The 25,730-nt window shown below is 68.9% G+C and carries 28 protein-coding genes; 14 read left to right on the forward strand and 14 right to left on the reverse strand.

Annotated elements, in window-relative coordinates; genetic code table 11:
- The first annotated feature begins 4 nt into the window (after positions 1–4).
- Both GON04_RS08125 and GON04_RS08130 read left to right on the forward strand, forming a co-directional pair.
- The gene (locus GON04_RS08125) at positions 5–778 is read left to right on the forward strand and encodes an SDR family NAD(P)-dependent oxidoreductase (protein WP_157397413.1); all 774 of its coding nucleotides are present in this window, start codon (positions 5–7) and stop codon (positions 776–778) included.
- Positions 778–1,437 carry an NUDIX hydrolase gene (locus tag GON04_RS08130; protein ID WP_157397414.1) on the forward strand — a complete coding sequence of 220 codons (660 nt, stop codon included), beginning with the start codon at positions 778–780 and terminating at the stop codon, positions 1,435–1,437. Before GON04_RS08125 ends, GON04_RS08130 begins: the two co-directional genes overlap by 1 nt.
- 303 nt (positions 1,438–1,740) lie before the next feature.
- On the opposite strand, the gene eda is transcribed toward GON04_RS08130, so the two are convergent.
- Both eda and edd read right to left on the reverse strand, forming a co-directional pair.
- Positions 1,741–2,388 carry a bifunctional 4-hydroxy-2-oxoglutarate aldolase/2-dehydro-3-deoxy-phosphogluconate aldolase gene (gene eda, locus GON04_RS08135; protein ID WP_157397415.1) on the reverse strand — a complete coding sequence of 216 codons (648 nt, stop codon included), beginning with the start codon at positions 2,386–2,388 and terminating at the stop codon, positions 1,741–1,743.
- On the reverse strand, positions 2,382–4,229 hold the full coding sequence (gene edd, locus GON04_RS08140; protein WP_157397416.1) for a phosphogluconate dehydratase: 1,848 nt from the start codon (positions 4,227–4,229) through the stop codon (positions 2,382–2,384). Before edd ends, eda begins: the two co-directional genes overlap by 7 nt.
- Before the next feature lie 101 nt (positions 4,230–4,330).
- On the opposite strand from edd, the gene GON04_RS08145 reads away from it, so the two are divergent.
- Positions 4,331–4,927: a gamma-glutamylcyclotransferase gene (locus GON04_RS08145; RefSeq protein WP_157397417.1), complete on the forward strand. Its 597-nt coding sequence runs from the start codon at positions 4,331–4,333 to the stop codon at positions 4,925–4,927.
- A 27-nt stretch (positions 4,928–4,954) separates the two neighbouring features.
- Here the strand turns inward: GON04_RS08145 and GON04_RS08150 are convergent, their stop codons facing one another.
- Genes GON04_RS08150 through GON04_RS08160 form a run of 3 tightly spaced genes read right to left on the reverse strand, consistent with a single transcriptional unit; the run spans position 4,955 to position 6,992 of the window.
- Positions 4,955–5,344, reverse strand: coding sequence for a thiol-disulfide oxidoreductase DCC family protein (locus GON04_RS08150; RefSeq protein ID WP_157397418.1), 390 nt, complete (start codon positions 5,342–5,344; stop codon positions 4,955–4,957).
- On the reverse strand, positions 5,341–5,886 hold the full coding sequence (locus tag GON04_RS08155; RefSeq protein ID WP_420821526.1) for a DUF4166 domain-containing protein: 546 nt from the start codon (positions 5,884–5,886) through the stop codon (positions 5,341–5,343). Before GON04_RS08155 ends, GON04_RS08150 begins: the two co-directional genes overlap by 4 nt.
- The gene (locus tag GON04_RS08160; RefSeq protein ID WP_157397419.1) at positions 5,883–6,992 is read right to left on the reverse strand and encodes a saccharopine dehydrogenase family protein; all 1,110 of its coding nucleotides are present in this window, start codon (positions 6,990–6,992) and stop codon (positions 5,883–5,885) included. Before GON04_RS08160 ends, GON04_RS08155 begins: the two co-directional genes overlap by 4 nt.
- 242 nt (positions 6,993–7,234) lie before the next feature.
- On the opposite strand from GON04_RS08160, the gene GON04_RS08165 reads away from it, so the two are divergent.
- Together GON04_RS08165 and GON04_RS08170 are read left to right on the forward strand one after the other, a co-directional pair.
- Complete coding sequence (locus tag GON04_RS08165; protein WP_157397420.1) at positions 7,235–7,675, forward strand: cupin domain-containing protein; 441 nt, start codon at positions 7,235–7,237, stop codon at positions 7,673–7,675.
- Between the two features lie 65 nt (positions 7,676–7,740).
- Complete coding sequence (locus GON04_RS08170; protein ID WP_157397421.1) at positions 7,741–8,052, forward strand: hypothetical protein; 312 nt, start codon at positions 7,741–7,743, stop codon at positions 8,050–8,052.
- A gap of 195 nt (positions 8,053–8,247) precedes the next feature.
- On the opposite strand, the gene GON04_RS08175 is transcribed toward GON04_RS08170, so the two are convergent.
- The 7 genes from GON04_RS08175 to GON04_RS08205 are packed head-to-tail and all read right to left on the reverse strand — an operon-like array spanning position 8,248 to position 14,948.
- Positions 8,248–9,228, reverse strand: a complete 981-nt coding sequence (locus GON04_RS08175; RefSeq protein WP_157397422.1) for a hydroxyacid dehydrogenase — start codon at positions 9,226–9,228, stop codon at positions 8,248–8,250.
- Between the two features lie 19 nt (positions 9,229–9,247).
- Entirely contained in the window at positions 9,248–10,507 is a 1,260-nt protein-coding gene (locus GON04_RS08180) for a Zn-dependent hydrolase (RefSeq protein WP_157397423.1), read from the reverse strand.
- Positions 10,504–11,304: a maleate cis-trans isomerase family protein gene (locus GON04_RS08185; RefSeq protein WP_157397424.1), complete on the reverse strand. Its 801-nt coding sequence runs from the start codon at positions 11,302–11,304 to the stop codon at positions 10,504–10,506. Before GON04_RS08185 ends, GON04_RS08180 begins: the two co-directional genes overlap by 4 nt.
- 25 nt (positions 11,305–11,329) lie before the next feature.
- Positions 11,330–12,112 carry an HpcH/HpaI aldolase family protein gene (locus GON04_RS08190; protein WP_157397425.1) on the reverse strand — a complete coding sequence of 261 codons (783 nt, stop codon included), beginning with the start codon at positions 12,110–12,112 and terminating at the stop codon, positions 11,330–11,332.
- Positions 12,113–12,122: 10 nt separating this feature from the next.
- Positions 12,123–12,899, reverse strand: coding sequence for a creatininase family protein (locus GON04_RS08195; RefSeq protein WP_157397426.1), 777 nt, complete (start codon positions 12,897–12,899; stop codon positions 12,123–12,125).
- Positions 12,900–12,945: 46 nt separating this feature from the next.
- Positions 12,946–13,917, reverse strand: coding sequence for a tripartite tricarboxylate transporter substrate binding protein (locus GON04_RS08200; protein WP_157397427.1), 972 nt, complete (start codon positions 13,915–13,917; stop codon positions 12,946–12,948).
- A 47-nt stretch (positions 13,918–13,964) separates the two neighbouring features.
- On the reverse strand, positions 13,965–14,948 hold the full coding sequence (locus tag GON04_RS08205; RefSeq protein ID WP_232532957.1) for a tripartite tricarboxylate transporter substrate binding protein: 984 nt from the start codon (positions 14,946–14,948) through the stop codon (positions 13,965–13,967).
- 125 nt (positions 14,949–15,073) lie between these two features.
- Between GON04_RS08205 and GON04_RS08210 the strand changes: the two genes are divergently transcribed.
- From GON04_RS08210 to GON04_RS08235, 6 genes are all read left to right on the forward strand, one after another.
- Positions 15,074–15,214, forward strand: a complete 141-nt coding sequence (locus GON04_RS08210) for a hypothetical protein (RefSeq protein WP_157397428.1) — start codon at positions 15,074–15,076, stop codon at positions 15,212–15,214.
- A 7-nt stretch (positions 15,215–15,221) separates the two neighbouring features.
- Positions 15,222–16,112: a LysR family transcriptional regulator gene (locus GON04_RS08215; protein WP_157397429.1), complete on the forward strand. Its 891-nt coding sequence runs from the start codon at positions 15,222–15,224 to the stop codon at positions 16,110–16,112.
- Positions 16,113–16,464: 352 nt separating this feature from the next.
- Positions 16,465–16,635, forward strand: a complete 171-nt coding sequence (locus tag GON04_RS08220) for a hypothetical protein (RefSeq protein WP_157397430.1) — start codon at positions 16,465–16,467, stop codon at positions 16,633–16,635.
- A 216-nt stretch (positions 16,636–16,851) separates the two neighbouring features.
- Positions 16,852–17,214 carry a hypothetical protein gene (locus GON04_RS08225; protein WP_157397431.1) on the forward strand — a complete coding sequence of 121 codons (363 nt, stop codon included), beginning with the start codon at positions 16,852–16,854 and terminating at the stop codon, positions 17,212–17,214.
- Between the two features lie 177 nt (positions 17,215–17,391).
- Positions 17,392–17,724 (forward strand): nuclear transport factor 2 family protein, encoded by a 333-nt coding sequence (locus GON04_RS08230; RefSeq protein ID WP_157397432.1) that lies wholly within the window; start codon positions 17,392–17,394, stop codon positions 17,722–17,724.
- A 240-nt stretch (positions 17,725–17,964) separates the two neighbouring features.
- Positions 17,965–21,306: an AAA family ATPase gene (locus GON04_RS08235; protein ID WP_157397433.1), complete on the forward strand. Its 3,342-nt coding sequence runs from the start codon at positions 17,965–17,967 to the stop codon at positions 21,304–21,306.
- 64 nt (positions 21,307–21,370) lie between these two features.
- Here the strand turns inward: GON04_RS08235 and GON04_RS08240 are convergent, their stop codons facing one another.
- On the reverse strand, positions 21,371–22,036 hold the full coding sequence (locus GON04_RS08240; RefSeq protein WP_157397434.1) for a ChrR family anti-sigma-E factor: 666 nt from the start codon (positions 22,034–22,036) through the stop codon (positions 21,371–21,373).
- Positions 22,033–22,617, reverse strand: a complete 585-nt coding sequence (locus GON04_RS08245; RefSeq protein ID WP_157398416.1) for a sigma-70 family RNA polymerase sigma factor — start codon at positions 22,615–22,617, stop codon at positions 22,033–22,035. Before GON04_RS08245 ends, GON04_RS08240 begins: the two co-directional genes overlap by 4 nt.
- A gap of 316 nt (positions 22,618–22,933) precedes the next feature.
- On the opposite strand from GON04_RS08245, the gene GON04_RS08250 reads away from it, so the two are divergent.
- From GON04_RS08250 to GON04_RS08260, 3 genes are read left to right on the forward strand one after another with little or no spacing between them, the layout of a single operon-like run.
- Complete coding sequence (locus GON04_RS08250; protein WP_157397435.1) at positions 22,934–24,445, forward strand: DUF4331 domain-containing protein; 1,512 nt, start codon at positions 22,934–22,936, stop codon at positions 24,443–24,445.
- Between the two features lie 10 nt (positions 24,446–24,455).
- Positions 24,456–24,767, forward strand: coding sequence for a hypothetical protein (locus GON04_RS08255; protein WP_157397436.1), 312 nt, complete (start codon positions 24,456–24,458; stop codon positions 24,765–24,767).
- Positions 24,768–25,577: a DUF4198 domain-containing protein gene (locus tag GON04_RS08260; protein ID WP_157397437.1), complete on the forward strand. Its 810-nt coding sequence runs from the start codon at positions 24,768–24,770 to the stop codon at positions 25,575–25,577. It begins immediately after the preceding gene.
- Positions 25,578–25,730: the final 153 nt, after the last annotated feature.

Below are 25,730 nucleotides of genomic sequence, written 5' to 3' on the forward strand. Positions count from 1 at the left end.
TGCCATGAACGGACGCAAGGTCGCCGTCGTCACCGGATCGGGCAGCGGCGTGGGCGCCGCCACGGTGCTGCTGTTCGCGCAGCGCGGCTACGACGTGGTGGTCAACTGGTCGCGCAGCGAACGCGAGGCGCAGGACAGCGCCGCCGCCTGCCGCGCCGCCGGCGCCGACGTGCTGGTGCAGCAAGCCGATGTCGCCGACGATGCCCAGTGCCGCGCGCTGGTCGCCGCGGCGGTCGGGCGCTGGGGCCGGCTCGACGCCCTGGTCAACAACGCCGCCGTTTCCCTGTTCGGCGCCGCCGCCAAGTGGGACGCGCTGGACCCGCAGGCATTCCATCAGGTCATGGGTGTCAACACGGTCGGCGCCTTCCAGATGGTGCGTGCCGCCCTGTCGCACCTGAAGGAAACGGGCGGCAGCATCGTCAACGTGTCGTCGATCGCCGGCACGCTGGGCATCGGCTCGTCGGCGCCCTACGTGGCGTCCAAGGGCGCGCTGAACGCCCTGACGCTGTACCTGGCACGCGCGCTGGCGCCGCAGGTGCGCGTCAACGCGGTCTGCCCCGGCCTGGTCACCTCGCGCTGGTTCGCGCGCGGCATGGGCGAGGCGGCGGCGGACAAGGTCCGCGAGGGCTACGAGGCCGACGTGCCGCTGGGCCGCTCGTGCACGCCCGAGGACGTGGCCGAGGCCATCGTCTGGCTGGCCGATGGCGCCCGCACCACCACCGGCGAGCTGCTGGCGCTGGACGGTGGCATGCACCTCGGCCGGGTGGCGCGCCGGTGATGCTGCTGGACGCCGGCCTGCGCGCCACCATCGCCGGGCGCCTCGCGTCCTGGCCGGTGCAGGCGCTGGACCTGGGCGAGCACCGGCACGCCGCGGTGGCGGTCGCCCTCATCGAGGAGGGCACGGGCGCCGCGCTGCCGCACATGCACGAGCCGGCCGGCTGGAGCCTGGCGGCCGCGCTGCTGCTCACCCGCCGCGCCAGCGGGCTGAACCGCCACGCCGGCCAGTGGGCGCTGCCCGGCGGCCGGGTCGATCCCGGCGAGACCGCCGAGCAGGCGGCGCTGCGCGAGCTGCACGAGGAAGTGGGCCTGCAGCTCGGTCCCGAGACCGTGCTCGGTCGGCTGGACGACTACGCCACCCGCTCGGGCTACGTCATCACGCCGGTGGTGGTGTGGGCCGGCGCCGCCACTGGACTGGTGCCCAGCCCGGCCGAGGTGGCCAGCATCCACCGCATCCCGCTCGAGGAGTTCATGCGCACCGACGCCCCGCTGCTGGAACCGTCGGAGGACCCGGCCCGGCCCATCCTGCGCATGCCGGTCGGCCAGGGCTGGATCGCCGCGCCGACGGCAGCGGTGCTCTACCAGTTCCGCGAGGTGTGCGTCGCCGGCCGTCCGACCCGCGTGGCGCATTTCGAGCAGCCGCTGTTCGCGCGGCGGTGACGGGGGCGGGAGCGGACCCGGACGCGAAGGGACGCGAAGGATTCGCGAAGGGCGCAACAAGGAGACGAGACGTCCAGGACAAAGGCGTCGTCATTGCGGGCTTGACCCGCAATCCATCTCCGGTGTCATCGCCACGCCCGACACGCGTTCAGGAGATGGATGCCAGGTCGCGCCCGGCATGACGACGGGCTGGGAGGCGCAGGACGGAGAGCGCCGCCGCAGTCCTCGCCGTAGTCCTCACCGCAGCCCCTCGCCTCAGCCCTCGCCTCAGCCCTCGCCTCAGCCCTCGCCTCAGCCCCTCGCTCAGCCCCCGCGCAGCGCCACCGCCTCGCGCGCCAGCCGGGTGATCCGGTCCCAGTCGCCCGCCTTCACCGCATCGGCCGGGGTCAGCCAGGAGCCGCCCACGCACACCACGTTGGGCAGCGCCAGGAACTCGCGCGCGTTGGCGGCGCTGACGCCGCCGGTGGGACAGAAGCGCACGTCGTGGAACGGGCCGTGCCAGGCCTTGAGCATGGCCACGCCGCCGGCCTGCACGGCGGGGAAGAACTTCAGCTCGGTGTAGCCGTCCTCGGCGGCCAGCAGGATCTCGCTGCCGGTGGCGACGCCGGGCAGCAGCGGCAGGCCGGCGTCGCGGCAGGCGCGGCCGATGGCGCTGGTGTAGCCCGGGCTGACGCCGAAGCGCGCACCCGCCGCGACCGCGGCCCGCGCGTCGGCCACGCTGCGGATGGTGCCGGCGCCGGCCACGGCCTCGGGGACGTCGCGGGCGATGGCCTCGATGGCCGCCAGCGCCACCGGCGTGCGCAGCGTCACCTCCAGCATGCGGATGCCGCCGGCCACCAGGGCACGGGCGAGCGGCACTGCCTGGGCCGCGTCGTCGACCACGATGACGGGAATAACGGGCGCGTCGCGCATCACGTCGACGGCGGCGAGGGAAGGCTGGCGTGTCACCATGACGTGGCTCCTGCCTCGGCGGCCGAGGCGTTGCGGCGCATCGCGCCGAACAGTTCGCGGCCCAGCCCGTGGCCGTTGGACTCGCGTTGCGCATCGGGGAGGCGGGCCGCCTCGCGGCGGATCCATTGCTCGTGCGGCACCAGGGCTTCGAGCCGGCCGGCATTGGCGTCCAGGCGCACCACGTCGCCGTCGCGCAGCAGCGCCAGCGGGCCGCCGGCGGCGGCCTCGGGCGTGACGTGGATGGCCGCCGGCACCTTGCCCGACGCGCCGCTCATGCGCCCGTCGGTGACCAGCGCCACCCGGTAGCCCCGGCCCTGCAGCACCGACAGCGACGGCGTGAGCTTGTGCAGCTCCGGCATGCCGTTGGCCTGCGGCCCCTGCCAGCGCACCACGCAGACCAGGCCGTTGGCGCCGTTCGTCTGGCAGGCCTGCTCCAGTTCGCCGGCCTGGAAGGCCTTCTGCAGCGCCTCCTGGGTGTCGAACACGCGCGCCGGCGCCTCGATGACGTGGCGGTCGTCGGGCACCGCCGAGACCTTGATGACGCTGCGGCCGAGGTTGCCGGTCAGCAGCTTCAGGCCGCCGATGGGGCTGAACGGCTCGCTGGCCGGGCGCAGCACGGAGGGATCGCCCGAGGCGCCGATCGGCTCCCAGTGCACGGCGCCGCCGGCGCCCTGGGCCCCGGTGGGCAGCCGCGTGTACTCGCGCAGGCCGCCTTCGCGCACGGTGAGCACGTCCTCGTGCAGCAGGCCGGCGTCGAGCAGCTCGCGCAGGACGTAGCCCGGCCCGCCGGCGGCCTGGAACTGGTTGACGTCGGCCTGGCCGTTCGGGTAAACGCGCGCCACCAGTGGCACCACCGACGACAGCTCGGCGAAATCGTCCCAGTCGATGCGGATGCCGGCGGCACGGGCGACCGCCACCCAGTGGATCAGGTGGTTGGTGGAGCCGCCGGTGGCCAGCAGCGCCGCCATGGCGTTGACGATGCAGCGCTCGTCGACCTGGCGGCCGATGGGCGTGAAGCGCCGCCCGCGGGTGATCTGCAGCACGGTGCGCACCGCCTCGCGCGTGAGCGCCTCGCGCAGCTCGCTGCCGGGGTTGACGAAGGCCGCGCCGGGCACGTGCAGGCCCATCGCCTCCATCAGCATCTGGTTGCTGTTGGCCGTGCCGTAGAAGGTGCAGGTGCCCTGGCCGTGGTAGGCCTTCTGCTCGGCATCCAGCAGTTCCGTGCGGCCGACCTTGCCCAGGGCCGCCAGCTCGCGCACCTTGGACTTCTCGGTGTTGGACAGCCCGCTGGTCATGGGGCCGCCGGGCACGAACACCGTGGGCAGGTGGCCGAACTGGAGCGCGCCGATCAGCAGTCCGGGCACGATCTTGTCGCAGATGCCCAGCATCAGCGCGGCGTCGAACACGTCGTGGCTGAGCGAGACGGCCGTGGCCATGGCGATGACGTCGCGCGAGAACAGCGACAGGTCCATGGCCGGGGTGCCCTGGGTGACGCCGTCGCACATGGCCGGCACGCCGCCGGCCACCTGCGCCGTGGCGCCCTGCCGGTGCGCCTCGTCCTTCAGCACGGCGGGAAAGCCGGCGTAGGGCGCGTGCGCCGACAGCATGTCGTTGTAGGCCGTGACGATGCCGATGTTGGGCGCGCGCTCGGTGACGACCTTGAACTTGTCGTTGGCCGGTAGCGCGGCGAAGGCGTGCGCGACGTTGGCGCAGCCGAGCCGGTCGCTGCCGCGGTCGCGCGCGGCCATGGCGTCGACCTGGCGCAGGTAGGCAGCCCGGCCGGGGGCGCTGCGCTCGCGGATGCGGTCGGTGACCCGGGCCACCACGGAATGCAGGGTCATGTGTTGCGCCAAAGAGAAGGGATCGCGGCATCCTACCTGCTGGCCATGGCCGCGCCGGAACCGGGTTACCAGCCGTGACCGGCGGCGCTACGATTCGGCGCATGACCCTTCCCGTCCAGCCGATCCGGGATCCGGCGCCGATGCTGGAGCGGACACTGGCCGACTGGGGCGGCCACGACGACCTCTGGGTGTTCGGCTACGGCTCGCTCATCTGGAAGCCCGAGTTCACGTACGCCGAACGCCGCCCCGCCCGGGTCAACGGCTGGCACCGCGCCCTCAAGATGTGGAGCCGCATCAACCGCGGCACGCCCGACTGTCCCGGGCTGGTCTTCGGCCTGCTCTCCGGGGGCAGCTGCCAGGGCATGGCGTTCCGCATTCCCCGGGCCGACGGCCGCGAGGTGCTCACGGCCCTGTGGGCGCGCGAGATGCTGATGGGCGTGTACGACCCGCGCTGGCTCGCCTGCCAGACGCCGCACGGCCCGGTGAAGGCGCTGGCCTTCACCCTCTCGCGCAAGAGCCCCAGCCACACCGGCGTGCTGAGCGAGGACCAGTACCGGCGCATCTTCAACGACGCCTGCGGCAAGTACGGCACCACGCTCGACTACGCTGCGCGCACGCTGGAGGAACTCAGGCGCCACAACATCCGCGACCGCCACCTGGAACGGCTGCTGCAGCTGGTGGGGCGCCTGCAGGCCTGACGCCCTGCTGCGAGGGCACGCAACGGGTCAGTCCAGGAACCGCTTGGAATAGTCCGCAGGCGGTATCAGGCACGTCTCGGACCGCCCGAACAGCGCATAGCGGTTTCGCGCCACGAGACGATAGGCGGCGTCTCGTATCGGGGCCGGAACGAGCCACCCCAGCCACGCGGCACGCCAGGGCCAACCCAGCGCATGCAGGACCCGCAGGATGGCCGCGGTGTGCTGCCAGCTGCGCTTGCCGTCGACGAGCAGCAGCGTCTGCAGCTGGTCGACACGAAGTCCGGCCTCGGTGAGCAGGGCTTGACCCGCTTCACCCTGGATCGACGCAAAGCGGAGCACCCCACGCCGGTCGTACTTCAAGATGAATTTCACCCAGCGGCTGCACAGCAGGCACTTGGCGTCGAAAACGACAATCATTGGCACACCTCGGCAGGCAGCTTCAGGTATCCGCGATAGCTGGCGACCACGCCGATCAACGGAAGTGAAGCCTTGACCCGGAAGTGAAGCTGGCCGGGCGTTGCAGTTTCTTCCGCCACGACGGCCGGCAGCAGCCAGCGGGGGCAAGGCACCCCCAGAAAGCGCAGCTGGACGAGCTTCATCTCCAGCATGTCGACGTCGCCCTCGAGCCCGAACCGAAGCTGCGCGAAGCCCAGGCGCTCCACGATGTGTCCGGCAGCCTGGGTCAGCCGCGACCTCATCGTCTTCCCAGGAAAGTGTCGCGTCCAGACTTCCTCCGCTGCGCCGGCCTCGAGCTCGAACCGAATGGGTCCTTGGTGGGCGTTCAGCGGTGCCCCCAGGCACCTCGCCAGAAGTCGCGCAGCGCGCGAGGCTGGCGCCTCGACCTCCACCCAGCCGCTCAGCACGTGCGCGCCTGCTAGAGCATGGAAGTGCTGCAGCGGCGACGGGAGCTGGGCGAACTGCGGTCCCATGACTTGCTGATACAGGGACGGTGGCTTCAAGCGAACCCCTCCGTGCGGATGGCAAGGCCTTGCATTTCGCGCATGAAGTCCTCCAGGTCCAGTATGCCGACACACGCGGACGCGCCAGGCTGCAGCGCCCCGGCTTGAATTTTCCGGACGAACGCCGCGGCCGCAAGCGTTGGCACGAACGGCCCGTGTCCTTCCGTTGCGACGAGCTGCCAGGTCCGCGTCACCTTCGACCCGGTGCGGTCCAGGCCTTGCACCTGGACATGCATCGCCCCCGCATCGCTACCCCACGTCTTGAACAGGTCTGCGGCGCGCTTGAGCAGCGTCGCGTGGCGTGACCAGTCGCGCACAAGACCCCGTCGCGCCATCCAGGCCAGGAGGTTCATGCCGCGGTGCAGGAACTCCAGCTCCAGGCCCGCACCGAAGCGCACCTCCGGGGCCCCGCTGTATCGGAGCGGAAACAGCGTGAGGTCCGGCACGTCGCAGGGTGACAGCAGCCGTGTCCCGACGGGGGAGGGATACGCTCGCCGCCGGGCGCCAGTCCAGCCGAAGACCTTCGCCGAGCCACCAGCAGGCAGCGGTTTCCCGCAGTACGTCAGGATGCCGCGAACGGTGGACAGTCCGCGTTCCGTGCGATTTCCAGGGCTGATGCCCACGTCGATGGCCTGGACGCAGGAGAGGTCCTTCGCCAGGAAGTCGACCGCTGCTCCCGACAATGCCGGCACTGAACTTGCACCGCTGGTGACGGTCACTCCGGCCGCCAGAGCTGCCTCGTGGAGGCCATCGATGCCGGTGACATAGTCGCGCCCATCGGCCAGGTCGGCGTAATGGACTCCTGCTCGTATGCACGCTGCAGGCAACCGGTAGTCGGCGCCTTGAAACGGTCCGGAGGCGTTGACCATCACGGTTGGAGCGAGCCTGCGCAACGTGCTCTCGAGTCCAGGGTCTTGTGCGTCGACAGTCACCGCCTCCAGCCGGGCACGTGTCCCCTGCTGCAGCTCTTGCACAAGCGCCTGGGCTGCTGCCAGGGAGCGCCCGGCCACCTGAATGCGGCTACCGGAAAGACGTGAAAGTCTCTTGACAAGCCTTCGTCCGAAGAAGCCGTAGCCCCCCAGGACGAGAACGCGGAACTCGGGCATGCGCCAGTCTAGCCAGGCGCGGCTTCAGAGCTCGCCGCGGCGACCAGGTCAGGGGCGCCAGCAGCGCATCGCGCGGCGTCCAGGGCTGACTCGCCCAGAATGCCGTGCGGCACAGGTCCTGTCGAGCTGAAGCACGGCTGCGCTCAGCGGCTCGCATCGTGCCCTGCCAGGCGGCCTTGATTCGCCATCGGGCCGCGTTTCCAATGGCGCTGCGCGGCTACACGCGCAGCAAGGAGTCAGCCATGACGCGCCAACCATTCGTCATCCAACCCTCCGACTATCCGCGATCGCTCGACGTCGTTGGCGAGCACATCACGGTCCTCGCCTCCGGCGCCGCGACGGGCGGCTACGAGATCTTCCTGCAGGAAGGACCGGAAGGCAGCGGGCCGCCACCTCACTCCCACCCTTGGGACGAGTCCTTCTACGTCACGCGCGGCGAAATCATGTTCGGCATGGCCGACGAGGAAAAGGTGGCGAAGGCGGGGACCCTGGTTCACCTGCCCGGCGGGACGGTGCACTGGTTCCGGTTCGGCAAGGACGGAGGCCAGATGATTTCCATGACCAGCCGAGAGGCCGCCTCGGCCATGTTCGAGCACATCGACCGGGAGATCTCGGCAGGTGCGCCCGATCTGCCACGGCTCGCCGCCATTGCCGCAGAGCACGAGACCCAGTTGGCAGGCTGAGGGCCGCAAGCCATCTGGCTGCTCCGTCAGGTTGCATGAATTGCGTCAGGCCGCCGGAGAACATCATGGAATGGATCAGCTTCGAAAACCGCACGACCATTGGCCAGACCGGTAGCGAGTCCGGCGTCATCGTTCGAGATTCCGAGCATCCACTCGGCGCCAGGATCACTCTGGAGAAGGACGGTAGCGTCGCCCCGTACTCGATTACCTGCGGGATCTACGGCTGCATGGTTCACACGCGCTTCTTCTCCGCGGAGCAGGAGGCGTCTCAGCAGTTCGATCTCATGGCTGCCGAACTTGAATCGATTCTGAAGGATTCAGGAAGCGGCAATGATCTGCTCGACCCCGTAGGGCGGTTCGTGGAGCAATTTCCGTAGCGCGGCCGAACAAATCATCCACGCCAGCCTGGGCGAGCCGAGCGCCTCCGGTGCCAGCGTCTGCGTCAGCATCAACGGGGTGGACCAGCCGGCCGTCACCAGCGGATCGGCCTATGCCGCGAAGCGGCGCGCGGCATCCAGGTCGGTGACTTTGAAGGCGAAATGGAAGACGGATCGCATCGGTGACTCTCCGGCTCAGGTCGGCAGGCGGCGAGCATCCCACACGGCGCCGTTCACCAGGTGCGGCGGCCGCCGGCCGGCCAGCACCTCGATGATCTGGTCGGCGCACTGGTCAGCCGTCTCCTGCAGCGCCTCGTCGGTGCTGCCCGCGGTGTGCGGCGTGAGGACCACGTTGGGCAGGCCCAGCAAGGCTTGGCCCGCCGGCACCGGCTCCTGGTCAAACACGTCGATGCCTGCCCCGGCAATGCCGCCCCGTCGCAGCGCCTCGGCCAGCGCCGCGGTGTCCACCAGGTCGGCGCGCGCGGTGTTCACCAGGATCGCGGAGCGCTTCATGACGTCGAGCGTCGCGGCGTTGATGAGGTGGCGCGTGTCGGGGCGCGACGGCCGGTGCAGCGACACCACGTCGGCCGTCCGCAGCAGCTCATGCAGCGACGCGCAGGCCCGCGCGCCGGCAGCAGTGATGGCAGCCGGGTCGGCCGCGGGCGAGTGCACCACGACCTGCATGCCGAAGCCGCGGCCCGCGATCTCCGCCGTCATGCGGCCGATGGTGCCGAAGCCCACCACGCCCAGCGTCTTGCCGCGCAGTTCCTGCAGTCCCGGCTGGTAGCGGTAGTCCCAGTTGCCACCGCGCACCGCCTGGTCGGACGGCAGCAGCCGCTTGCCGACCGCCAGCATCAGCATCACGGCGTGCTCGGCCACCGACCAGGCGTTGGCGAACGGCGTGAACACGATCGGGATCGACAGCCCGGTGGCGTGCGCGACGTCGATCTTGTTGGTGCCGATGCCGTGGTTGGCGATCACGCGCAGGGACGATGCCGCCGTGATGGCGGCGGTGTCCAGTCCGGCGTTGCGCGTGATGACCGCGGCGCAGCCGGTGATCTCCTGCGCGACGGTGGCCATGTCGGCGCAGGAGGCGCGGCGCACCTCGATACCGGCGGCCTCGAGCTTGCGGATGCCGCTGGGGTGAATGGGTTGGACGACGAGGCAGGAAGGCATTGCAGGTTCTCTCTGGCGGTCAGGTGGCAGGCAGGGCGAGCACGTCGCCCAGCAGGGTGGCACCCAGCGCGAAGTCGGCCAGGTCCATCTTTTCCATGGGGTTGTGGGAGCCGCAGTCGTTGCGCACGAAGACCATCCCGGTCGGGATGCCCATCTGCGCGAACACGGCGGCGTCGTGGCCGGCTCCGCTGGCCAGCGACATGGCGGCAATGCCGCGGCCGGCGGCGCAGTGTGTCAGTTCGTCCTGGATGCGAGCATCCATGGCAGCGGGGTCGGAGCCGGTGCGGGGGCCGAGCTCGAAGCGCACGTGGGCCGCCTCCGCCAGTTCGGCGGCGCGGCGCTGCAGCAGGCCGTCGAACTTCTCCAGCGTGGGCAAGTCCAGGCTGCGCACGTCCACGCACAGGCCGGCCTCGCCCGCCACCTTGCTGAAGGCGTGCTGCGCGGGGTCGGTGAAGAACTTGCCGAAGGTCACGACAAGGTCGTCGCCCTCGCCTTCCATCCGTTCCCAGTCGGCGTCGACGGCCGCCACCAGCAGCGCCGCGGCGCGCACGGCGTCGCGCCGGCTGCCTCGCGGCACCGCGCCGGAGTGGGCGTACTCGCCCAGCACCCGCGCATCGCGGTAGCGCAGGCTGCCGCGGATGCCGGTGACCACGCCGACGGGCAGGCCGGCCTCCACCAGCACCGGCCCCTGTTCGATGTGCAGTTCGACGAAGCGCGCGATGCGCGAGGGCACCAGCGCGGCCTCACCGAGGCGCGCGGGATCACCGCCGCATTCCGCCAGGTGGTCGGCGAAGCTGCGCTGCGTGTCGCTGCGGCGCAGCTGAAGCACGTCGCGCGGGACCTTGCCGAAGGCGGCCTTGCTGCCCAGGTAGGAGAACGGGAACCAGGTGCTCTCCTCGGCCCGCACGCCCATCACCACCACGTCGGCCTGCGGCACGAAGCCGGCGCGTCGCCAGCCGGCCAGCACGGCCAGGCCGGCCACCACGCCGGCGGCGCCGTCGAAGTTGCCACCGCAGGGCACGGAGTCCAGGTGCGAGCCGGTCATCGCGCAGGGGGCGCCGCGGTCCCGGCCGCGCAGCGTGAGGTACAGGTTGCGCGCGGCGTCGTACGAGACCTCCAGGTCCAGCCCGCGCGCCGTGCGCGCCATCAGCTCGTGTGCGCGCTGTTCGCCAGGGCCGTAGGCGTCACGCGTGACGCCCCGGCCGTCGAAGCTGTCCCGCCGCAGCTGCTCGAACAGCTGCGCGGCCAGTTCCAGGTCGGGCCCGGGAACCGAGGTCATGCAGCCCGCACGAGCTTGGGCGCCATGGCGTAGCTGGAGGCGTCGATCGGCTCCAGGCACTCCTGCAGCAGGCGGCCGTAGCCGGCGATGGCGGTGCGGATGCCCAGCAGCCGCAGGCACGCCCAGATGCACGACTGGTTGCTGGTGACGACCGGCTTGCCCAGCTCCTGCTCGATCTCGGCGATGACGTCGAAGGTGGCGAGGTTGGTGCACGAGATGAAGATCGCTTCGGCGTCGGGCCGGTCGATGGCGCGCGCCAGGCGGTACACCACCTCCGGCGGCACGCGACCGATGCCGCGCCGCTCTTCCTGGGTGTGGCCCAGGTCCAGTCCCTGCATCGAGGTGACCTGGAATCCGTAGTCCTCCAGGAACTTCTTCTCGCTCTCGTTGACGAAGTCCACGTACGGCGTGCCGACCGCGATGCGCGTGACGCCCAGGGCCCGCAGCGCCGCCACGACGGCACCGGCGGTGGCGATGGCCGGCTTGCCGACCCGATCGCTCATGTTCTTGATCAGCTCCGGCAGCGGGCAGATGATGGAGCCCGAGGTGCAGCCGTAGGCCACCACGTCGACTTCCGCCGTCGCCAGTTCCTCGGCGGCGCCGTTCACGGCCTCGGCCATCTTGAAATAGGACTCCTCGGTGGCCGGCCCGAGCAGCAGCGCGCGCGCCGTGTGGATGGTCACGCCGTCCGGCGCCACGCGCCAGAACTCAGGCTCGTTGACCGTGTTGGTGGACGGCACGATCAGGCCGATCCTGGCCTTCCAGCCGTAGGGGCTGTACATCGCGGTGGTCTTCATGGGGTACTCCTTCTGGTGAAACGGGTCAGCGGCCAGCGGACTCCTTCAGCTGCTTTGCGGCATTGCTGAAGGTGTTGAACAAGGCGGCGGCGTCGTTGGCATACGGCATCCAGCAGATGCCACGCTGGATCCACTTGGCGGCAGAGGCCGGGTCCTGGGCGCTGAACCCCCAGGGCACGCCGTTGCTGTCGCAGGTGGCGATGACGTGCTCGATGGCCGCCACCATGCTGGGGTGCTGCAGGTCGCCCGGCACGCCCAGGTCCTGCGACAGGTCGTCCGGGCCGACCATCACGGCACTGAGGCCAGGCACGCGGCAGATGGCATCCAGGTTGTCCAGCCCACCCTGCGACTCGATCATCGCGACGGTCACGGTCTCCTGGTTCAATTCCGCGATCTGCTCCAGCGGTCTGGTGAGCCGCTCGTAGTCGGTGTGCGGGCCGCGCAGGTTGAGGATGCGCTTGCCGCGCGGGTAGAACTTGGTCGCCTGCAGGATCGACTCCAGCTGCTCAGCCGAATCGATGTTGGGCAGCAGCAGGCCCATGGCGCCGGCGTCCAGCGGCCGCGTGTAGTCGTGCGGAGCCAGGCCCGCGGGGCGCACGATGGGCACGATGCCGGCTTCCCGCGCCACCAGGCACAGCGTGCCCACTTCGGCGATGGTGAAGTCGCTGTGCTCCATCTCGATGATCACGAAGTCCAGGCCGGCCACCGCCAGCAGCTTCATGAAGCGCGGGTGGTGCACCACGGTGGCCCAGGTGCCGAAGGCCGGCTTGCGCGCGGCCCAGAGTGCGTTGAGGGGGTTCTTGCGCATCGCGGAGTCCTCAGGCGAAGGACATGCGGGAGAACTTGGCCGCGGCGTCGCTCATGTAGCTGACCGTGGCGTCCCAGACCTGCTGGCCCTGCGCGGCGGTGGCGCCGGTGGGGTCTCCCTGCGTGCCGATGGGCGCGTAGTCGCTGATGTCGCTGAACACCGAGAAACTGGACTTGCCCAGGCTGACCTTGCCGCTGGACACGGTCTTGACGCCGTCGACGAAGGGCCGCAGCGACTCCGTGGCCTTGACGCGGTCCATGAACACGAGTTCCGGGCACTTGGCCAGCGCCACCGACGTGACCATCTCCGACGCATGGCCAGAGGGGGCATTGGTGGTGGCGAACTTCGCGCCGCCGACATCCCGCATCACCGTGAACACGTCGATGGTGCCGCCGATCGCGTCGTACTTGCGCCGCAGCGAGCGCGACACGCTCTCGATCGGGCCCAGCGACCCGGCATGGATATTGACGAAGAAGAAGTGGCGGAAGCCCTGCCCGGCCAGTGCGTCGCTCATCTCGCCGAGGTAGCGCTCCAGCGTCTCCATGGACACCGACAGCGTGCCGGGAAAGTCCAGGAACATGGCCGAGTAGTTCACCGGCACGATGGGCGTGACCGCCAGGCCGGTGCGCTCGCCCACTTCCGTGGCGATCATCTCGCAGATGCGCAGCTCGGTGCCGGTCGCCAGGTGGGCCCCGTACTGCTCGGTGGCGCCCACCGGGATCAGGACGGTGTCGTTGTTCTTGAGGTAGTTGCGCAGGTCGGAGTAGGTGGAGTGGTCGGTTCTCATGCGGGGTCGTTCGTCTGTTGGGTGGAGGGATGGGAATGGAGGAAGGTCACTGGTTCCAGGGCTTGACCTTCCACAGGTCGCGCAGGCTCGCGTCGAGCTGTTGCAGGCTCTTCATGTAGTCCTTGGGAGCCAGGTAGCGGATCGGCAGGTAGCTCTTGGCGGCGCGCTCGCGGAACGTGGCGTCGTCGGCGCAGGCCTTGATGGCGGTGGACAGCCTCGCGGTCACGTCGGCCGGCATGCCCTTGGGGCCGGCGAAGCCGCGCATCGAACCAGCCCGGATGTCGTAGCCCGCTTCCTTGAAGGTGGGCAACTCGGGCGCCACCGGCGAGCGGGCATCGCTCATCACGCCCAGGATGCGCCATGGCGCACCGGCGCGGAACACCACGGCCTCGTCGACGTTGGCCATGGTGCTTTCGATCACCTTTCCCAGCAGCGCGGTGCGCGCGGGCGCGGCGCCCTGGAAAGGGATGGGCGACAGCTCGACGCCGGCCGACTTCTCCAGCAGCAGCATCGAGATGTGGCCCGCGGAACCCACGCCTTGCGTGCCGACCGACACCTTGCCAGGCGCGGCCTTGGCGGCTTTCACCAGGTCGGGGATGGTGCGGATGGCACTGTCCGCGTGCACGCTGATGGTGCCGGGCGCCTCGGCCACGTTGCCGAGGAACTCGAAACTGTCGAGCGACCACTTGGTGGACCGCTCGATGGGGATGCTGACCACGCCAGGCGTGTTGACGATGCCCAGCGTGTATCCATCGGGCGCGGACTGTGCGAGGGCGGACAGGCCGATGTCTCCGGACGCCCCGGGCTTGTTGACCACCACGATCGAGGCCCCCTTGATCTGGGATTCCATGCAAGTGGCGACGGTGCGGGCGGTGATGTCGGTGCCGGCCCCGGCGCTGAACGGGACGATCATGGTGATCGGCCGTTCTGGCCAGGCGGCGGTGGCGGTGGCGGTGCCGGCGGCCAGCAGGCCGGAGGCGAAGACGGAAACAGACAGGGTGCGTGCGCAGGTGTTCATGGCCGGGGCTTTGCGGAGGTGGGAAGGAAGCGGGCGGTGCATGCGGGTCACTGGTTCCACGGCGAGGTGGTCCACAGCGACTCGTAGCGCTTCTTCATCTCCGTCATCAGCGCCTGGTACTCGCCCTGGCGCAGGTAGCGCACGTCCTGCTGCGCCTTCAACGCGGCTTCCCGGAACTCCGGATCGGCCACGGCCTTGTCGATGATGGCCAGCAGTGCCCTGGAGGTCTCCACCGGCAGCCCGCGCGGCGCGCCCAGTCCACGCAGCGACCCGCTCTCCAGCGCGTAACCGGCTTCGGCGAAGGTGGGCAACTCACGCGCCATCGGCGAGCGGCGCGGTGCCATCTGGCCCAGGATCAGCCACTGGCTGCCCTTGGCGAAGCCGAGCGCCTCGCCCAGGTTGGCCGTGGCCACGTCGATGTGACCTCCCAGCAGCGCGTTGGCGACTTCCGAGGTTCCCTTGAACGGCACGTGGCGCAGCTTGATCCCGGCTGCCTTCTCCAGCATCAGCATGGAGACGTGGCCGGCGGAGCCGATGCCGGCGGTCCCGTAGGTCAGCGTGTCCGGCGCCTTCTTCGCCGCGGCGACCAGGTCCTGGATGGACTGGATGCCGCGCGACGGGTTGACGCTGAGCGTGGCCGGGTCGTCCATCACGTTGGCCAGCAAGTCGAAGCTGGCCAGCCCGAACTTGGCGCTGCGCTCGATCGGGATGGTCAGCGCGTTGGGTGTGTTGACGATGCTCAGCATGTAGCCGTCAGCGGGGGCACTGGCCACCTGGGCCATGCCGATCTCGCCCCCTGCGCCGACCTTGTTGACCACCACCACTGGCTGGCCGGCGTATTTCTCCATCGACTTGGCCAGCAGCCGAGCGGTGAGGTCGGTGCCCCCACCGGCGGAAAAAGGCACCACGATGGTGATCGGTTTGGCCGGAAAGGCGGCGTGCGCCTGCAGCGTCACGGCGCACAGGAGCATGAGACCCGCTCGCACCGCGTTGGTGATCAGCGAGCCGACAGGAAGCTTGGGGAAATGCATGGATGCTTGCTTTCGAGGGGTGGTTTCCGGAGGAATTGCGTGCCGCTTCGGGGGCCGGCAACCACTCTTCGCAAGACGCATGCCTGATTCAGCGAGGATTGATTGTTTTAGATTGACGAAGAACGATGATCGAAGCAGAAGACGGCATTTTGAATGTCGATGCCGCTCCCCTGGCGATTGACCAGCGTCCGGCCTCCATCGTAAGGATCAAAGCCGCAAATGGAAAACGATATATTCCCCCATTGAGCACCAATTTTTTCGATTGATCGTCCGATGCTTCGCGAGCTCAAGACCTTTCTGGCGGTGGCGCGCCACGGCACCTTCGCGGCTGCCGGGGCCCAGATCGGGCTGACGCAATCCGCGGTCAGCGCGCAGATCCAGCGCCTGGAAGAGGAGTTGGGCGCCCCGCTGTTCCAACGCACCGGGCGGTCCGCGCGGCTGAACGACGCGGGGACGGAGGCCGTCGTCCTGGCCCGGCAGATCGTCGAGCTCTTCGGCGAGATGGGGAACCGCGTCACAAGTCAGGCGCTGCGCGGCGGCCTGAAGCTAGGTTCCGTGCAGACGGCGCAGGTGGGTTTGCTGCCTGCAGCGCTGAAGCTGCTCCACGGGCAGCATCCGCAGGTCTCGGTGAGGTTGATGCAGGGCTCATCCTTGTTCCTGATGGGCCAGGTCGACAGCGGCGAGCTGGATGCCGCCCTGATGGTTCTGTCGCCGTTCTCGCTCCCGAGCGAGCTGGTGTGGCAGCCGCTCCTGCGCGAGCCCTTCGTGCTGGCGGTTCCCGCGGCGGAGACCGGTGACGACTGGCAGCAGCTGCTGGGCCGCTATCCCGTGATCCGCTATGACCGCGGATCCTTCGGCGGCCGCGTGGTGGACCAGTTCCTGCGGCAGCACAAGCCGAAGACCGAGGCCACGCTGGACATGGAGGACGTGGATGCCATGGTGAAGATGGTGTCCAGCGGCCTGGGCATCGCGCTGGTCCCCGCCACCCGGCCCGACTTCACGCCACCGGACGTGCGCACCGTGTCATTGGGCGAGCAAACCTTCCACCGCGAAATCGGCATGGTGTTCCAGGGCACGCCAGAGCGCGGCGGGCTGGTTGGGGCGCTGCGGGAATGCCTGGTGGAGAGCGCGCGCGCAATGCCGACCCGGCATCCGCGGCTGTGAGTTGCGGCACCAGCGCCGGGGCCCAGCTCACCAATCTCGTCGTACGGCGGTTGGCGGCCGACTCGCGCCGGCACAAACCCGCCTGTAGATGTGCAGGCTGCCCTGCTCGGTGACGGCCGCCTCGCTCATCAGGGCCGTCACAAAACCGCCTGCCCAGCTCCCGCCGAACAGTCTTATCCGGTCCGGCAGAAGCCGTCCGCCCGGCCGCCTGCTCCGGCAGTCCTGCACAGGCCGGCCGAACCATTTCCTCTCTGAATGGTAGTCATCAGAAAAAGAAAGTAGCCGAATATAAGTACTAACCCTAGTATTGGCACCAACAACACGGCCATGCCGCCAGGAAAGGGAAAGAACCATGACCGCACTCGTCGCCAACAGCTTCTCGCGCTTCATCGAGCAAGTCTTCACCGCTCTCGATACCGTCTTCGATGCTGCATTTGCGCCAGCAGCCCGCTCGGAGATGGACGAGATGCTGCCCAAGCACCTGAGCGACCGGGCCAAGCGCCTGGTGCGCGCCGACTACTGAAGAAGCCTCCGTCACTGTCGCTCGACGGTGACTGACTGGGCCAAGTGACGCTGCTTATCCACGCGAGGGCTGCTTTCGCAGAGTAGGGCGTCGCATTGACCTGTTGAATCCGCCGCCGGAAGCGGACTTGCAGCAGGAAGCTGCTCTCGGCGCGCGTAGCGCACCTGAGTCCCGGCTGCCTTCCGACCAATCCGCCATTCGCTCATTGAAGATGCGATGGGTTTGAACCGCATTCCTTCCAGCGGCAACCCAGCGCTCGACAACCGGCATTCGGCAGTTGTCGTCTTCATGCCGGCGGCACGCCCACCTCGGCCGAAGTCTGAGACGAAGCGCGGCGATGGAATCGACGACATGCTCACCCCAAGGACCTGCAGTCTTGCATTGCTGGCAGCAGCACTCACCGCTACCGCCATCGCCAACCGACATCAGAGCAAGGCGGGCGTTCCGATCACGCACCTGCAGACCGAGCGATCGACGGCACAGTCCGCGGACGATGGTGCACGGAGCGTGTACTTGCCAGACCGCTTTCACGACGAAGAACGGGCCGCTCCCATCGAGCCGATGCCACCGCAGTATTGAACTCCAGTCCGCGGCGAAGCCGCGCAGACCTCGCTGGAAGCGCCGCATCCAGTGAAGATGGTGGAGCGGAGCCCGTGGACTGCCTCGGTTTGTGCCCAAACGGCATGCTCCCTCGCAGGGTGCATGGCGGCTCCGGATGAAAATGCGAGAGTGCCGGACTTCGAAACGGAGCGCACCATGGATCTCGTGCAGGAACAGCTCGATGCGTACAACGGCCGCGACCTGGAGCGGTTCCTGGCTTGCTATGCCTCCGATACCGTCATCGAGGACGGCGATGGGGTGTGTCTCATGGAGGGGATCGATGCCCTGCGCTCCCGCTACGGCGCGCTGTTTGCCCAGAGCCCGGAACTTCACGCTGAAGTCGTCGCACGGATGCGTGTGGGGGACTACGTCGTCGATGAGGAGCATGTGTCCGGTGCGAACCTGCCGGGGCGGCCGGCGGAATTCAAGCTCGTAGCCATTTACCGCGTGCGCGATGGTCGGATCGCCCACGTTCGCATGCTCAGGTGACAAGTCACCTGCGTCAGGGTCGGCCGTCCGCTCCGAGCTCCTTACGGCACAACGGGGCCAGAACAGTGCCGGTCGCTGGCAGGTCACCGCGGGCGCGCGTACATTGGCTTGACACCTTCCGTGAGGAGATCGACATGCCCATCCGCATCGCATCACTGCCCCAGCGCATGGCGAAGGTTCGAATCTAGTTCCTCCAACGTCAGTACGGGATCGCTTGCCAACGAAGGCCTGGAAGTGACCTTGGACATCCCCGCCTGGTTGGAGGGAATCGGCTTGGGCCAGTATGCCGAGCTCTTCCGGTCCAACGACATTGACGGCACGCTGGTTCATCAACTGAGCAGCGACGATCTGAAGGAGCTGGGCGTCACCTCGCTCGGCCATCGCAAGAAGCTGATGGCAGCCATTGCAGCCCTTGGCGGTGAGCCTGGATCGGCCCCCGCGGGAGCCGTCTCGCCCAAGCTCGTTGCAGATGCCGCCCCGGCAGCCGAGCGACGTCAACTCACCGTCATGTTCGTCGACCTCGTCGGCTCGACAGCACTCTCGACCCAACTCGATCCGGAAGACATGCGCGAGCTGATCCGCGCGTACCAGAACACGGTGGCCGGGGAAATCTCTCGCTTCGAGGGCCACATCGCGCAATTCCTCGGCGACGGCGTGCTGGCCTACTTCGGCTGGCCGCGAGCGCATGAAGACGACGCCGAGCGCGCCGTGCGCGCGGGCCTGGCCGTCACAGCCGCGGCCGCTCGGCTCGCCACACCGACCGCAAGGCACCTGCAGACGCGGATCGGCATCGCCACCGGGATGGTCGTCGTCGGCGATCTCATCGGCGAAGGATCCGGACAGCGGCACGCCGTGGTGGGGGAGACCCCCAATTTCGCGGCGCGGTTGCAAGGCGTTGCCGAGCCCGGCATGGTCGTCATTGCCGAGTCCACGCGCCACCTTGCGGGCGATCTCTTCGTGCTGCGCAGCCTGGGGGCTCGGACTTTCAAGGGGATCGCCGAGCCGGCTGGCGTGTTCGCGGTGATCGGCGCGCGCGACGTCGAGAGCCGGTTCGCGGCCAGGCACGGCGAAGTGACGGTGATCGTCGGCCGCGACCAGGAGCTTGCCTTGCTGGTCGAACGGTGGCGATTGGCCAAGGCGGGCGAAGGCCAGGTCGTCTTGCTCAGTGGAGAAGCCGGCGTGGGCAAGTCGCGCATCGTAGAAGCCGTCATCGAGGCCGCGCGCGCCGAGCCGCACTTTCTGCTGCGCTACCAATGCTCGCCCTACCACGCGGACTCCGCGCTCTATCCCGCGATCCAGCAACTCGCTCACGCCGCCGGCTTCACCCAGGGCGACAGTGCCGAGCAACGGCTGGAGCGACTCGAGGCGCTGCTGGCCACCTCCACCGACAAGGTCGATGCCGTCGCGCCGCTCGTGGCCGTGCTGCTGGGACTCGATCCCGCCTCGCGCTACAGCCCGAACACACTGACACCGCAGCAGTCGCGCAGCCGCACGCTCTCTGCCCTGGTTGATCAGCTCACCGGCCTGGCCAGCCGCAAGCCTGTCCTCTGGGTCGTGGAAGACGCGCACTGGATCGACCCGACGACCCTGGAGCTGATCGAACTGGCGCTCGATCGTGTGCAAGGCATCCGCGTGCTCACGGTGGTCACGTCACGCCCGACATTCGTCGCATCGTTCGGAAGTCATCCGGTGGTGACGCGGCTGGCGCTGAATCGGCTTGGCCGGGCCGCAACGCAGGCGATCATCTCCCGAATCGCGCGTGGCAAGCGCCTTCCCACGGTACTGCTCGACGAGATTGCCGCCAAGACGGACGGTGTTCCGCTCTTCGTCGAGGAAATGACCAAGGCGGTTATCGAGTCGGGGGAGCTGCGAGAAGACGGGGAGGCGTTCCACCTGGAGGGGCCGCTCAGCGCGCTCGCCATTCCGACCACGCTGCACGACTCGTTGATGGCGCGCCTGGATCGACTGCAGCCGGTGAAGGAAGTGGCCCAAACAGCCGCCGTGATCGGTCGCAGCTTCGACCACCGCACCATCGCCGCGCTGTCGGACAAGCCCCCGGACGAACTCGCCAGCGCCTTGCGGCAACTGGTGGAAGCCGAGCTGATCTTCCGCCGCGGCGAGCCGCCGGAGGCGACATACCTCTTCAAGCACGCCCTGGTTCGTGATGCGGCCTACGAGAGCCTGCTCAAGACCAAGCGGATCTCCCTGCACACCCGGCTGCTCGACGTGCTGGAGGCCTGGGGTGATGAAGCCGCCGAGTTGAAGGCGCAGCATGCCGAGGCCGCCGGCCTGACGGAACGAGCGCTCGACCATTGGGAGCAGGCCGGCGCGCAGGCACTGGCGCGCCCTGCCTACAAGGAGGCCATCGCGCATCTGGAGCATGCCGTCCGCCTCTGCCACGCAATGGGCGAGGCGCCGCAATGGAAGCGGCGCGAGATCGGTCTGTGGTTGCAGCAAGGACAGGCGCTGATCGCAAGCCAGGGCTATCAGTCGCTGGCATCGCTGCACGCTTTTGACCAGGCGCGAAGGCTGGCCGACGAGATCGGCGACGCTGCCTTGCAACTGCCCGCGGTGTACGGCCAGTGGGTCCACCCCTATCTCAAGGGCATGGGATCCGTCGAACTCGCCAAGCGATACAGCGAACTTGCCGAGACGCAAGGCGATCGCGGGCTGCGCCTTGTCGGCTTCCGCATGCTGGGCCTGGAGCGATACCACGAAGGCCGCTTCAAGGAGTCGCTCGGGCTCATCAGCAAGTCGCTCGACCTCTACGATCCGGTTGCGCATCGCGATCTCGCCCATCGGTTCGGCCACGATCCGCGAACTGCGGCCACGAACTACAAGAGCTGGATCCTCTGGCGCGGGTTTGCGGACCAGGCCGCTCGAACGAGCGACGACGGTCTGCGCTGGACTCGGCACGTCAATCACGCCAACACGACCGGCTTTGCGCTGTGTTACGGGGTCAATCTCTTGAACGTCTGGCTGCGTCAGCCGGCGAAGGTGGAAAGCGCCGCGCGCGAGGCCTTGCTTCTGTCGGAAGAGAACTCGATGGCGCTCTGGCATGCGTTTGCCCAGATATTTCTCGGTTGGGCCCTGTCACATGGGGGCCGGGCGTCGGGCCTCGAGGAGATCGAGGCCGGCCTCGGCGAGTTGCGCGACATCGGAGCCCGACGTCTCGAGCCTCTGCAATTCGCGATCGCCGCCGACGCCTATTCGCGCGTTGGGCGCCATGACGAGGCCATGGCGAGCATGGCCAAGGCATTTGCCGGCCTGGAGCACGGGCATGACATGGCTCTCGCTGCCGAGCTCTATCGCTCGCGCGCCGCGCTGCTGTCGCATGCCGGTGCACGTGAGCGCGACGCTGTCGAAGCCGACCTGCGCCGTGCGCTGGAGATCGCCAACGAGCAGGAGGCACTGTCGCTCCAGTTGCGTGCAGCACGGGACCTCGCGGCTCTGTGGGCCGAGCGCGGCGAGAGACGCCGGGCAGCGGACCTGCTCGTCCCCATCTACGGCGCCTTCACCGAGGGCTTCGGGACGCCGGACCTGGTCGAATCCAGGGCGCTGCTCGACGACTTGCGCAACTGATCCGCTGTCGAGACAAGCGCGTTCTGTCAACCGGCGAAGGCCGTCGATTGATGGACGCGAGACGTCAAATCCCCACCCAGTGGGCGACCGCCGCCGCGATCCGCCCGTCGAAGCCCAGGCGGCCCTCGACCCAGGTCAGGCACACGCAATCGCTGCCCGGTTGAACCAGCGGTTCGTGGTGGACGTCGCTGCCGGCCGCGTCGAAGTCGCCCGGGCCGAACACCGCCCTGCCGTCGGCGAACGCGCCGCACAGGACCTGGGTGAGCTCCAGCTCCTGGTGCCTGTGTCGCGGCAAGCTGCGCCCCGGGGAAATGCTGAGCAAGAACAGGCTGGCCCCGGGCTCGTGCGGAAGCCGCACCCGGGAAAACCGCCTCCCCGGCCCCACCCAGCGCCACGGCGAGACCTGGCAGCCCCGCAGGCTCGTCGGCCAGGCCACGCCCGGGGGCAGCGAAGTCCCGGCCGGCGCGCCCGCCGGTAGCGGCATCGGGCGGGGGCGTTCGGGGGGCGCATCGGCGATGCGGCGCAGCGTCGCTGCCAGCAATCCCGGGGAGAGCGGGTGGGGATCGGCGCGCTCGAGCAGCGCGCCGCCGACCGCCTGCAAGGTTCTCAGCCGTGCGCCGCACGCCGCGCAGCTTTCGACGTGCGCGGCGACCACCACGGATTGGCCGGCCGGCAGGCGGCCCGCGGCAAGGGAGAGGAGGAACTCGTCCTCGGGGTGATGCAGGATCATGGTCCGCCTCGGTCCAGTTTGCGGCGCAGCTGCGCGACGGCGAGGCGGATGCGCGATTTCACCGTCCCCAGTGGAATGCCCAGCTCGCGCGCGATCGCGGCATGCGGCCGTTCCTCGAAGAACGACAGCTGCAGCAGCAGGGCTTGTTCCGCCGGCAGTTCCGCCAGTGCGCGTTGCACGCTGCGCTCGCGCTGTGTGTTGTCCACGCGTTCGTCCGGGCCCGCGCCCCCGTCCGCTGTCTGCTGGTCGGCATTCCACACGTCGACATCGTGGTCGATGCGGGTGCTGCCGGTGGCATCCACGGAGGCCCGGCGGTAATGGTCGATGCGCAGGTTGCGCGCGACCGTGAAGAGCCAGGTGGACAGCGCCGCCCGCTTCGGGTCGAAGCTCGCGGCACGCCGCCACAGGATCACCATGGCCTCCTGGGTGAGGTCCTCGGCGATCGATGCCGGGATGCCCGACCGGACGAGATAGCCCTTGATGCGCGGCGCGAAATGCCTGAACAACGCAGCGAACGCCTCGCGATCACTGCTGACGGCGACCGCACGGATCCACGCATTGAACTCGTCGTTGGTTGGCATACAGCTGCGGACGGTCCCACCCTTGGCGTGACGGACGCCCGATGCGCAGGCGTTGGCCGCCATCCGGGTTCGGGCCTCCATCGTTTCCGCAGCGCAGTTCATGGACTCTCTACGGAATGCGGGTGCGATTGGATCACGAACGCCGCCGTTCCCGGATGGGACAGGCACGGCCTGGGAACCACGAACACGGTGCCGTCCTACAAACCGGCGGCGAGGCGGGCACGTACCAGAGTGTCCATGCACCGGTTTCCACGATGCGTGGCCGTCCAGCCCTCCACACCCCATCCGCTCTCAGACAGCAGCGTCAGGAGACCTCATGAAAATCCCACTGCCCGCAGCCGGAGCTGTCCTTGCGCTTTGCACCGCATCGGCAAGCTTCGCGTCCAGCCACCGCGAGGCGCCGTCGATCGCCGGAATGCCCAAGGTTGACGCCACCGACCTCTACATGTTCCGCAGCTACGAAGGCGGACGTCAGGACTACGTGACGATCCTGGCCAACTACATGCCGTTCCAGGACCCGCAGGGCGGACCGAACTACTACATGTTCGATCCGGACGCGCTGTACGAGATCCACATCGACAACAACGGCGACGCGAAGGAAGACATCACCTTCCAATTCCAGTTCCAGAACACCTCCAAGGGCACGCCGCTGACCGTGGGCGGCAGGCAGGTGAAGATCCCGCTGGTCGTCAACGGCCCGGTCTCCGGCGTGAATCCCGACACCCTGCTCGTGCGCGAGACGTATGCGGTGAACGTGGTACGCGGCGACCGGCGCAGTGGCACCCGCTCCAGCGTGGGCAATGCCAGCGGCGGCAACAGCTTCGACAAGCCGGTGGACAACATCGGCGAAAAGGTCTTCGCCGGCAGCGGGGGATACGCAGGCTATGCCGCACAGCACATCTACACCGTGAACGTGCCCGGCTGCAGCGCGCCGGGCAAGATCTTCGTCGGGCAGCGCAAGGAGCCCTTCTACATCGCCGTGGGCAAGAGCTTCGACCTGTTCAACCTGAACCCGCTGGGGCCGGAGAGCGGCGGCAACAACAACGACCTGGAAGCCAAGAACGTCAGCACCATCGCGATGGAGCTGCCGATCGCATGCCTGACGAATGGCAGCGATCCGGTGATCGGCGCCTACACGACCGCCAGCGTGCGACAGGCAAAGCTGGTGGACGGCAATCCGCCGAGCGGCCTGGGCCGCGCGGCCAGAGCGGGCGGCGCGTGGGCGCAGGTCTCGCGGCTGGGCATGCCGCTGGTCAACGAGCTGGTGATCGGTCTGGACGACAAGGACCGCTTCAACGCGTCCAAGCCGCGCGACGACACGCAGTTTCTCGACTACGTGACCCATCCCACCCTGCCGGCCCTGATCCAGACCTTGTTCCCGAGCGCCGTCGCGCCGACCAGGTTCCCGCGGACCGACCTGGTGGCGGCCTTCCTCACGGGCATCGCCGGCCTGAACCGGCCGCAGACGGTCACGCCCAGCGAGATGCTGCGCCTGAACACCTCCATTGCGCCGACCGCAGCCGGAGCACAGAACCCGCTCGGCGTCGCCGGGGGCGACAACGCCGGCTTCCCCAACGGGCGCCGCCCGGCCGACGACACGGTCGACCTGTCCCTGCGCGTCGCGATGGGTGCGCTGTGCGCCCTGACCGGTGCGAGCGACACGCTGCAGGTGGGCTGCGCGCCGACGGATGCTCCCGCCGGCGGCCTGGCCCTCACCGACGGCGTGCGCAAGACGGCGGCCAACTACGGAGCGGCCTTCCCCTACCTGACCACGCCGATCCAGGGCAACTTCAATCCGCCGGCCGCGGCCGGCACCACCTTCCCTTGAGGAGCGATCGATGAACTTCAGGAATGGATGGACGGTCCTCGCTGCCTGCGTCGTCCTGGCCGCCTGTGGCGGCGGGGGTGGCGGTGGCGGCGGGAACGGCACGCCCGTGGGGGGAAGCCCCGCCACCGGCGGCACCGGCACCAGCGTGGGGGACAGCCCCGGCAGCGGCGGGGGCGTGCCCCCGTCCGCACTGGCCAGCGTCGGCGCCCTCGTGGCCTACATGAGCCAGCTCATCGCCGGCAGCAACGACGCCAGCGAGCCGCTCACGTTGGGCGACCTGACACTGCCCGTCGACGAGACGGCCGAACCGGCTGCGCTGTGAATGCAAGTGAAGGCCGCATGGCGCCTCGTGTCGGCCCTCTGCGCCCTGTCAGCGCAGTGGCCGGTGCACGCGCATGACAGCTGGCTCACGCGTCCGGCGGTCGAACAGGACACCCGACTGCTGCGCCTGGACTTGAGCACGGGCTCACGCTTTCCCCTGCGCGAGACGCGGCCGTCGGCAGCGACCATCGCGCAGGCCGGGTGCCGCAGTCCCGCCCGTTCGCGGGCGGACCTGTTGCCGCGCCAGGAGCATGCGGACCACCTCGAGCTCGGGGCGCGCATCGACGTGTCGAGTGGCGCTGCGTGCTGGGCCGAACTCAAGCCGCAACAGGTGGAGCTGTCGCCTGAACTGGTCGCCACCTACCTCGCCGACATCCGGGCACCGGACGACGTCCGTGCGATGTGGCAGCAGCAGCTGGCGCGCGGCATCGGCTGGCGCGAGAGCTATCGCAAGTTCGCCAGGATCGACGTGCCGGCCAGCGCGGCCTCGCCGGTGGCCGCGAGCCTGCGGCAATCGCAGGGGCTTGCGATGGAGATCGTTCCCCTGGGCAGCGAGTCCATCCGCGCCGGCCAGCCGTTCAGCTACTTGCTGCTCTGGGACGGCACGCCGCTCGCCAACCAGTGGCTGGAGTTCGTGAGCGAGCGCCACCCGCTGGGCGTGTGGCGGCAGACCGACGGTGACGGGCAGGTCCGACAGGCCCTGCCCTACGCCGGTCGATGGCTGCTGCGCGCAACCCGGCTGGAGGCGCCGCAGCACGACACGGACTTGTGGAGCAGCCGCTTCGCCACGCTGCTGGTGCATGTCCGCTGAGGCGCAGCCGGGACGGACCGCTGACGACTGAAACAGTTCATTGCCCAGCTACTCCGGCGCGGTGCGGTTCCTATCCTCCAGAGCCACGTCAACACATCCATGAGGAAGGGGACAGCATGTCAAGGACGAAGCAAGACCAGGGACCAGCCGACG

The sequence above is a fragment of the Ramlibacter pinisoli genome (genome assembly GCF_009758015.1).
Classification (GTDB): Bacteria; Pseudomonadota; Gammaproteobacteria; order Burkholderiales; family Burkholderiaceae_C; genus Ramlibacter; species Ramlibacter pinisoli.

Bases quoted from the DNA above. Each gene is read 5' to 3' on its own strand.
- GON04_RS08125 (WP_157397413.1), top strand. From the start codon at position 5: ATGAACGGACGCAAGGTCGCCGTCGTCACCGGATCGGGCAGCGGCGTG.
- GON04_RS08130 (WP_157397414.1), top strand. From the start codon at position 778: ATGCTGCTGGACGCCGGCCTGCGCGCCACCATCGCCGGGCGCCTCGCG.
- eda (WP_157397415.1), bottom strand. From the start codon at position 2,388: ATGGTGACACGCCAGCCTTCCCTCGCCGCCGTCGACGTGATGCGCGAC.
- edd (WP_157397416.1), bottom strand. From the start codon at position 4,229: ATGACCCTGCATTCCGTGGTGGCCCGGGTCACCGACCGCATCCGCGAG.
- GON04_RS08145 (WP_157397417.1), top strand. From the start codon at position 4,331: ATGACCCTTCCCGTCCAGCCGATCCGGGATCCGGCGCCGATGCTGGAG.
- GON04_RS08150 (WP_157397418.1), bottom strand. From the start codon at position 5,344: ATGATTGTCGTTTTCGACGCCAAGTGCCTGCTGTGCAGCCGCTGGGTG.
- GON04_RS08160 (WP_157397419.1), bottom strand. From the start codon at position 6,992: ATGCCCGAGTTCCGCGTTCTCGTCCTGGGGGGCTACGGCTTCTTCGGA.
- GON04_RS08165 (WP_157397420.1), top strand. From the start codon at position 7,235: ATGACGCGCCAACCATTCGTCATCCAACCCTCCGACTATCCGCGATCG.
- GON04_RS08170 (WP_157397421.1), top strand. From the start codon at position 7,741: ATGGAATGGATCAGCTTCGAAAACCGCACGACCATTGGCCAGACCGGT.
- GON04_RS08175 (WP_157397422.1), bottom strand. From the start codon at position 9,228: ATGCCTTCCTGCCTCGTCGTCCAACCCATTCACCCCAGCGGCATCCGC.
- GON04_RS08180 (WP_157397423.1), bottom strand. From the start codon at position 10,507: ATGACCTCGGTTCCCGGGCCCGACCTGGAACTGGCCGCGCAGCTGTTC.
- GON04_RS08185 (WP_157397424.1), bottom strand. From the start codon at position 11,304: ATGAAGACCACCGCGATGTACAGCCCCTACGGCTGGAAGGCCAGGATC.
- GON04_RS08190 (WP_157397425.1), bottom strand. From the start codon at position 12,112: ATGCGCAAGAACCCCCTCAACGCACTCTGGGCCGCGCGCAAGCCGGCC.
- GON04_RS08195 (WP_157397426.1), bottom strand. From the start codon at position 12,899: ATGAGAACCGACCACTCCACCTACTCCGACCTGCGCAACTACCTCAAG.
- GON04_RS08200 (WP_157397427.1), bottom strand. From the start codon at position 13,917: ATGAACACCTGCGCACGCACCCTGTCTGTTTCCGTCTTCGCCTCCGGC.
- GON04_RS08205 (WP_232532957.1), bottom strand. From the start codon at position 14,948: ATGCATTTCCCCAAGCTTCCTGTCGGCTCGCTGATCACCAACGCGGTG.
- GON04_RS08210 (WP_157397428.1), top strand. From the start codon at position 15,074: ATGATCGAAGCAGAAGACGGCATTTTGAATGTCGATGCCGCTCCCCTG.
- GON04_RS08215 (WP_157397429.1), top strand. From the start codon at position 15,222: ATGCTTCGCGAGCTCAAGACCTTTCTGGCGGTGGCGCGCCACGGCACC.
- GON04_RS08220 (WP_157397430.1), top strand. From the start codon at position 16,465: ATGACCGCACTCGTCGCCAACAGCTTCTCGCGCTTCATCGAGCAAGTC.
- GON04_RS08225 (WP_157397431.1), top strand. From the start codon at position 16,852: ATGGGTTTGAACCGCATTCCTTCCAGCGGCAACCCAGCGCTCGACAAC.
- GON04_RS08230 (WP_157397432.1), top strand. From the start codon at position 17,392: ATGGATCTCGTGCAGGAACAGCTCGATGCGTACAACGGCCGCGACCTG.
- GON04_RS08240 (WP_157397434.1), bottom strand. From the start codon at position 22,036: ATGATCCTGCATCACCCCGAGGACGAGTTCCTCCTCTCCCTTGCCGCG.
- GON04_RS08245 (WP_157398416.1), bottom strand. From the start codon at position 22,617: ATGCCAACCAACGACGAGTTCAATGCGTGGATCCGTGCGGTCGCCGTC.
- GON04_RS08250 (WP_157397435.1), top strand. From the start codon at position 22,934: ATGAAAATCCCACTGCCCGCAGCCGGAGCTGTCCTTGCGCTTTGCACC.
- GON04_RS08255 (WP_157397436.1), top strand. From the start codon at position 24,456: ATGAACTTCAGGAATGGATGGACGGTCCTCGCTGCCTGCGTCGTCCTG.
- GON04_RS08260 (WP_157397437.1), top strand. From the start codon at position 24,768: ATGCAAGTGAAGGCCGCATGGCGCCTCGTGTCGGCCCTCTGCGCCCTG.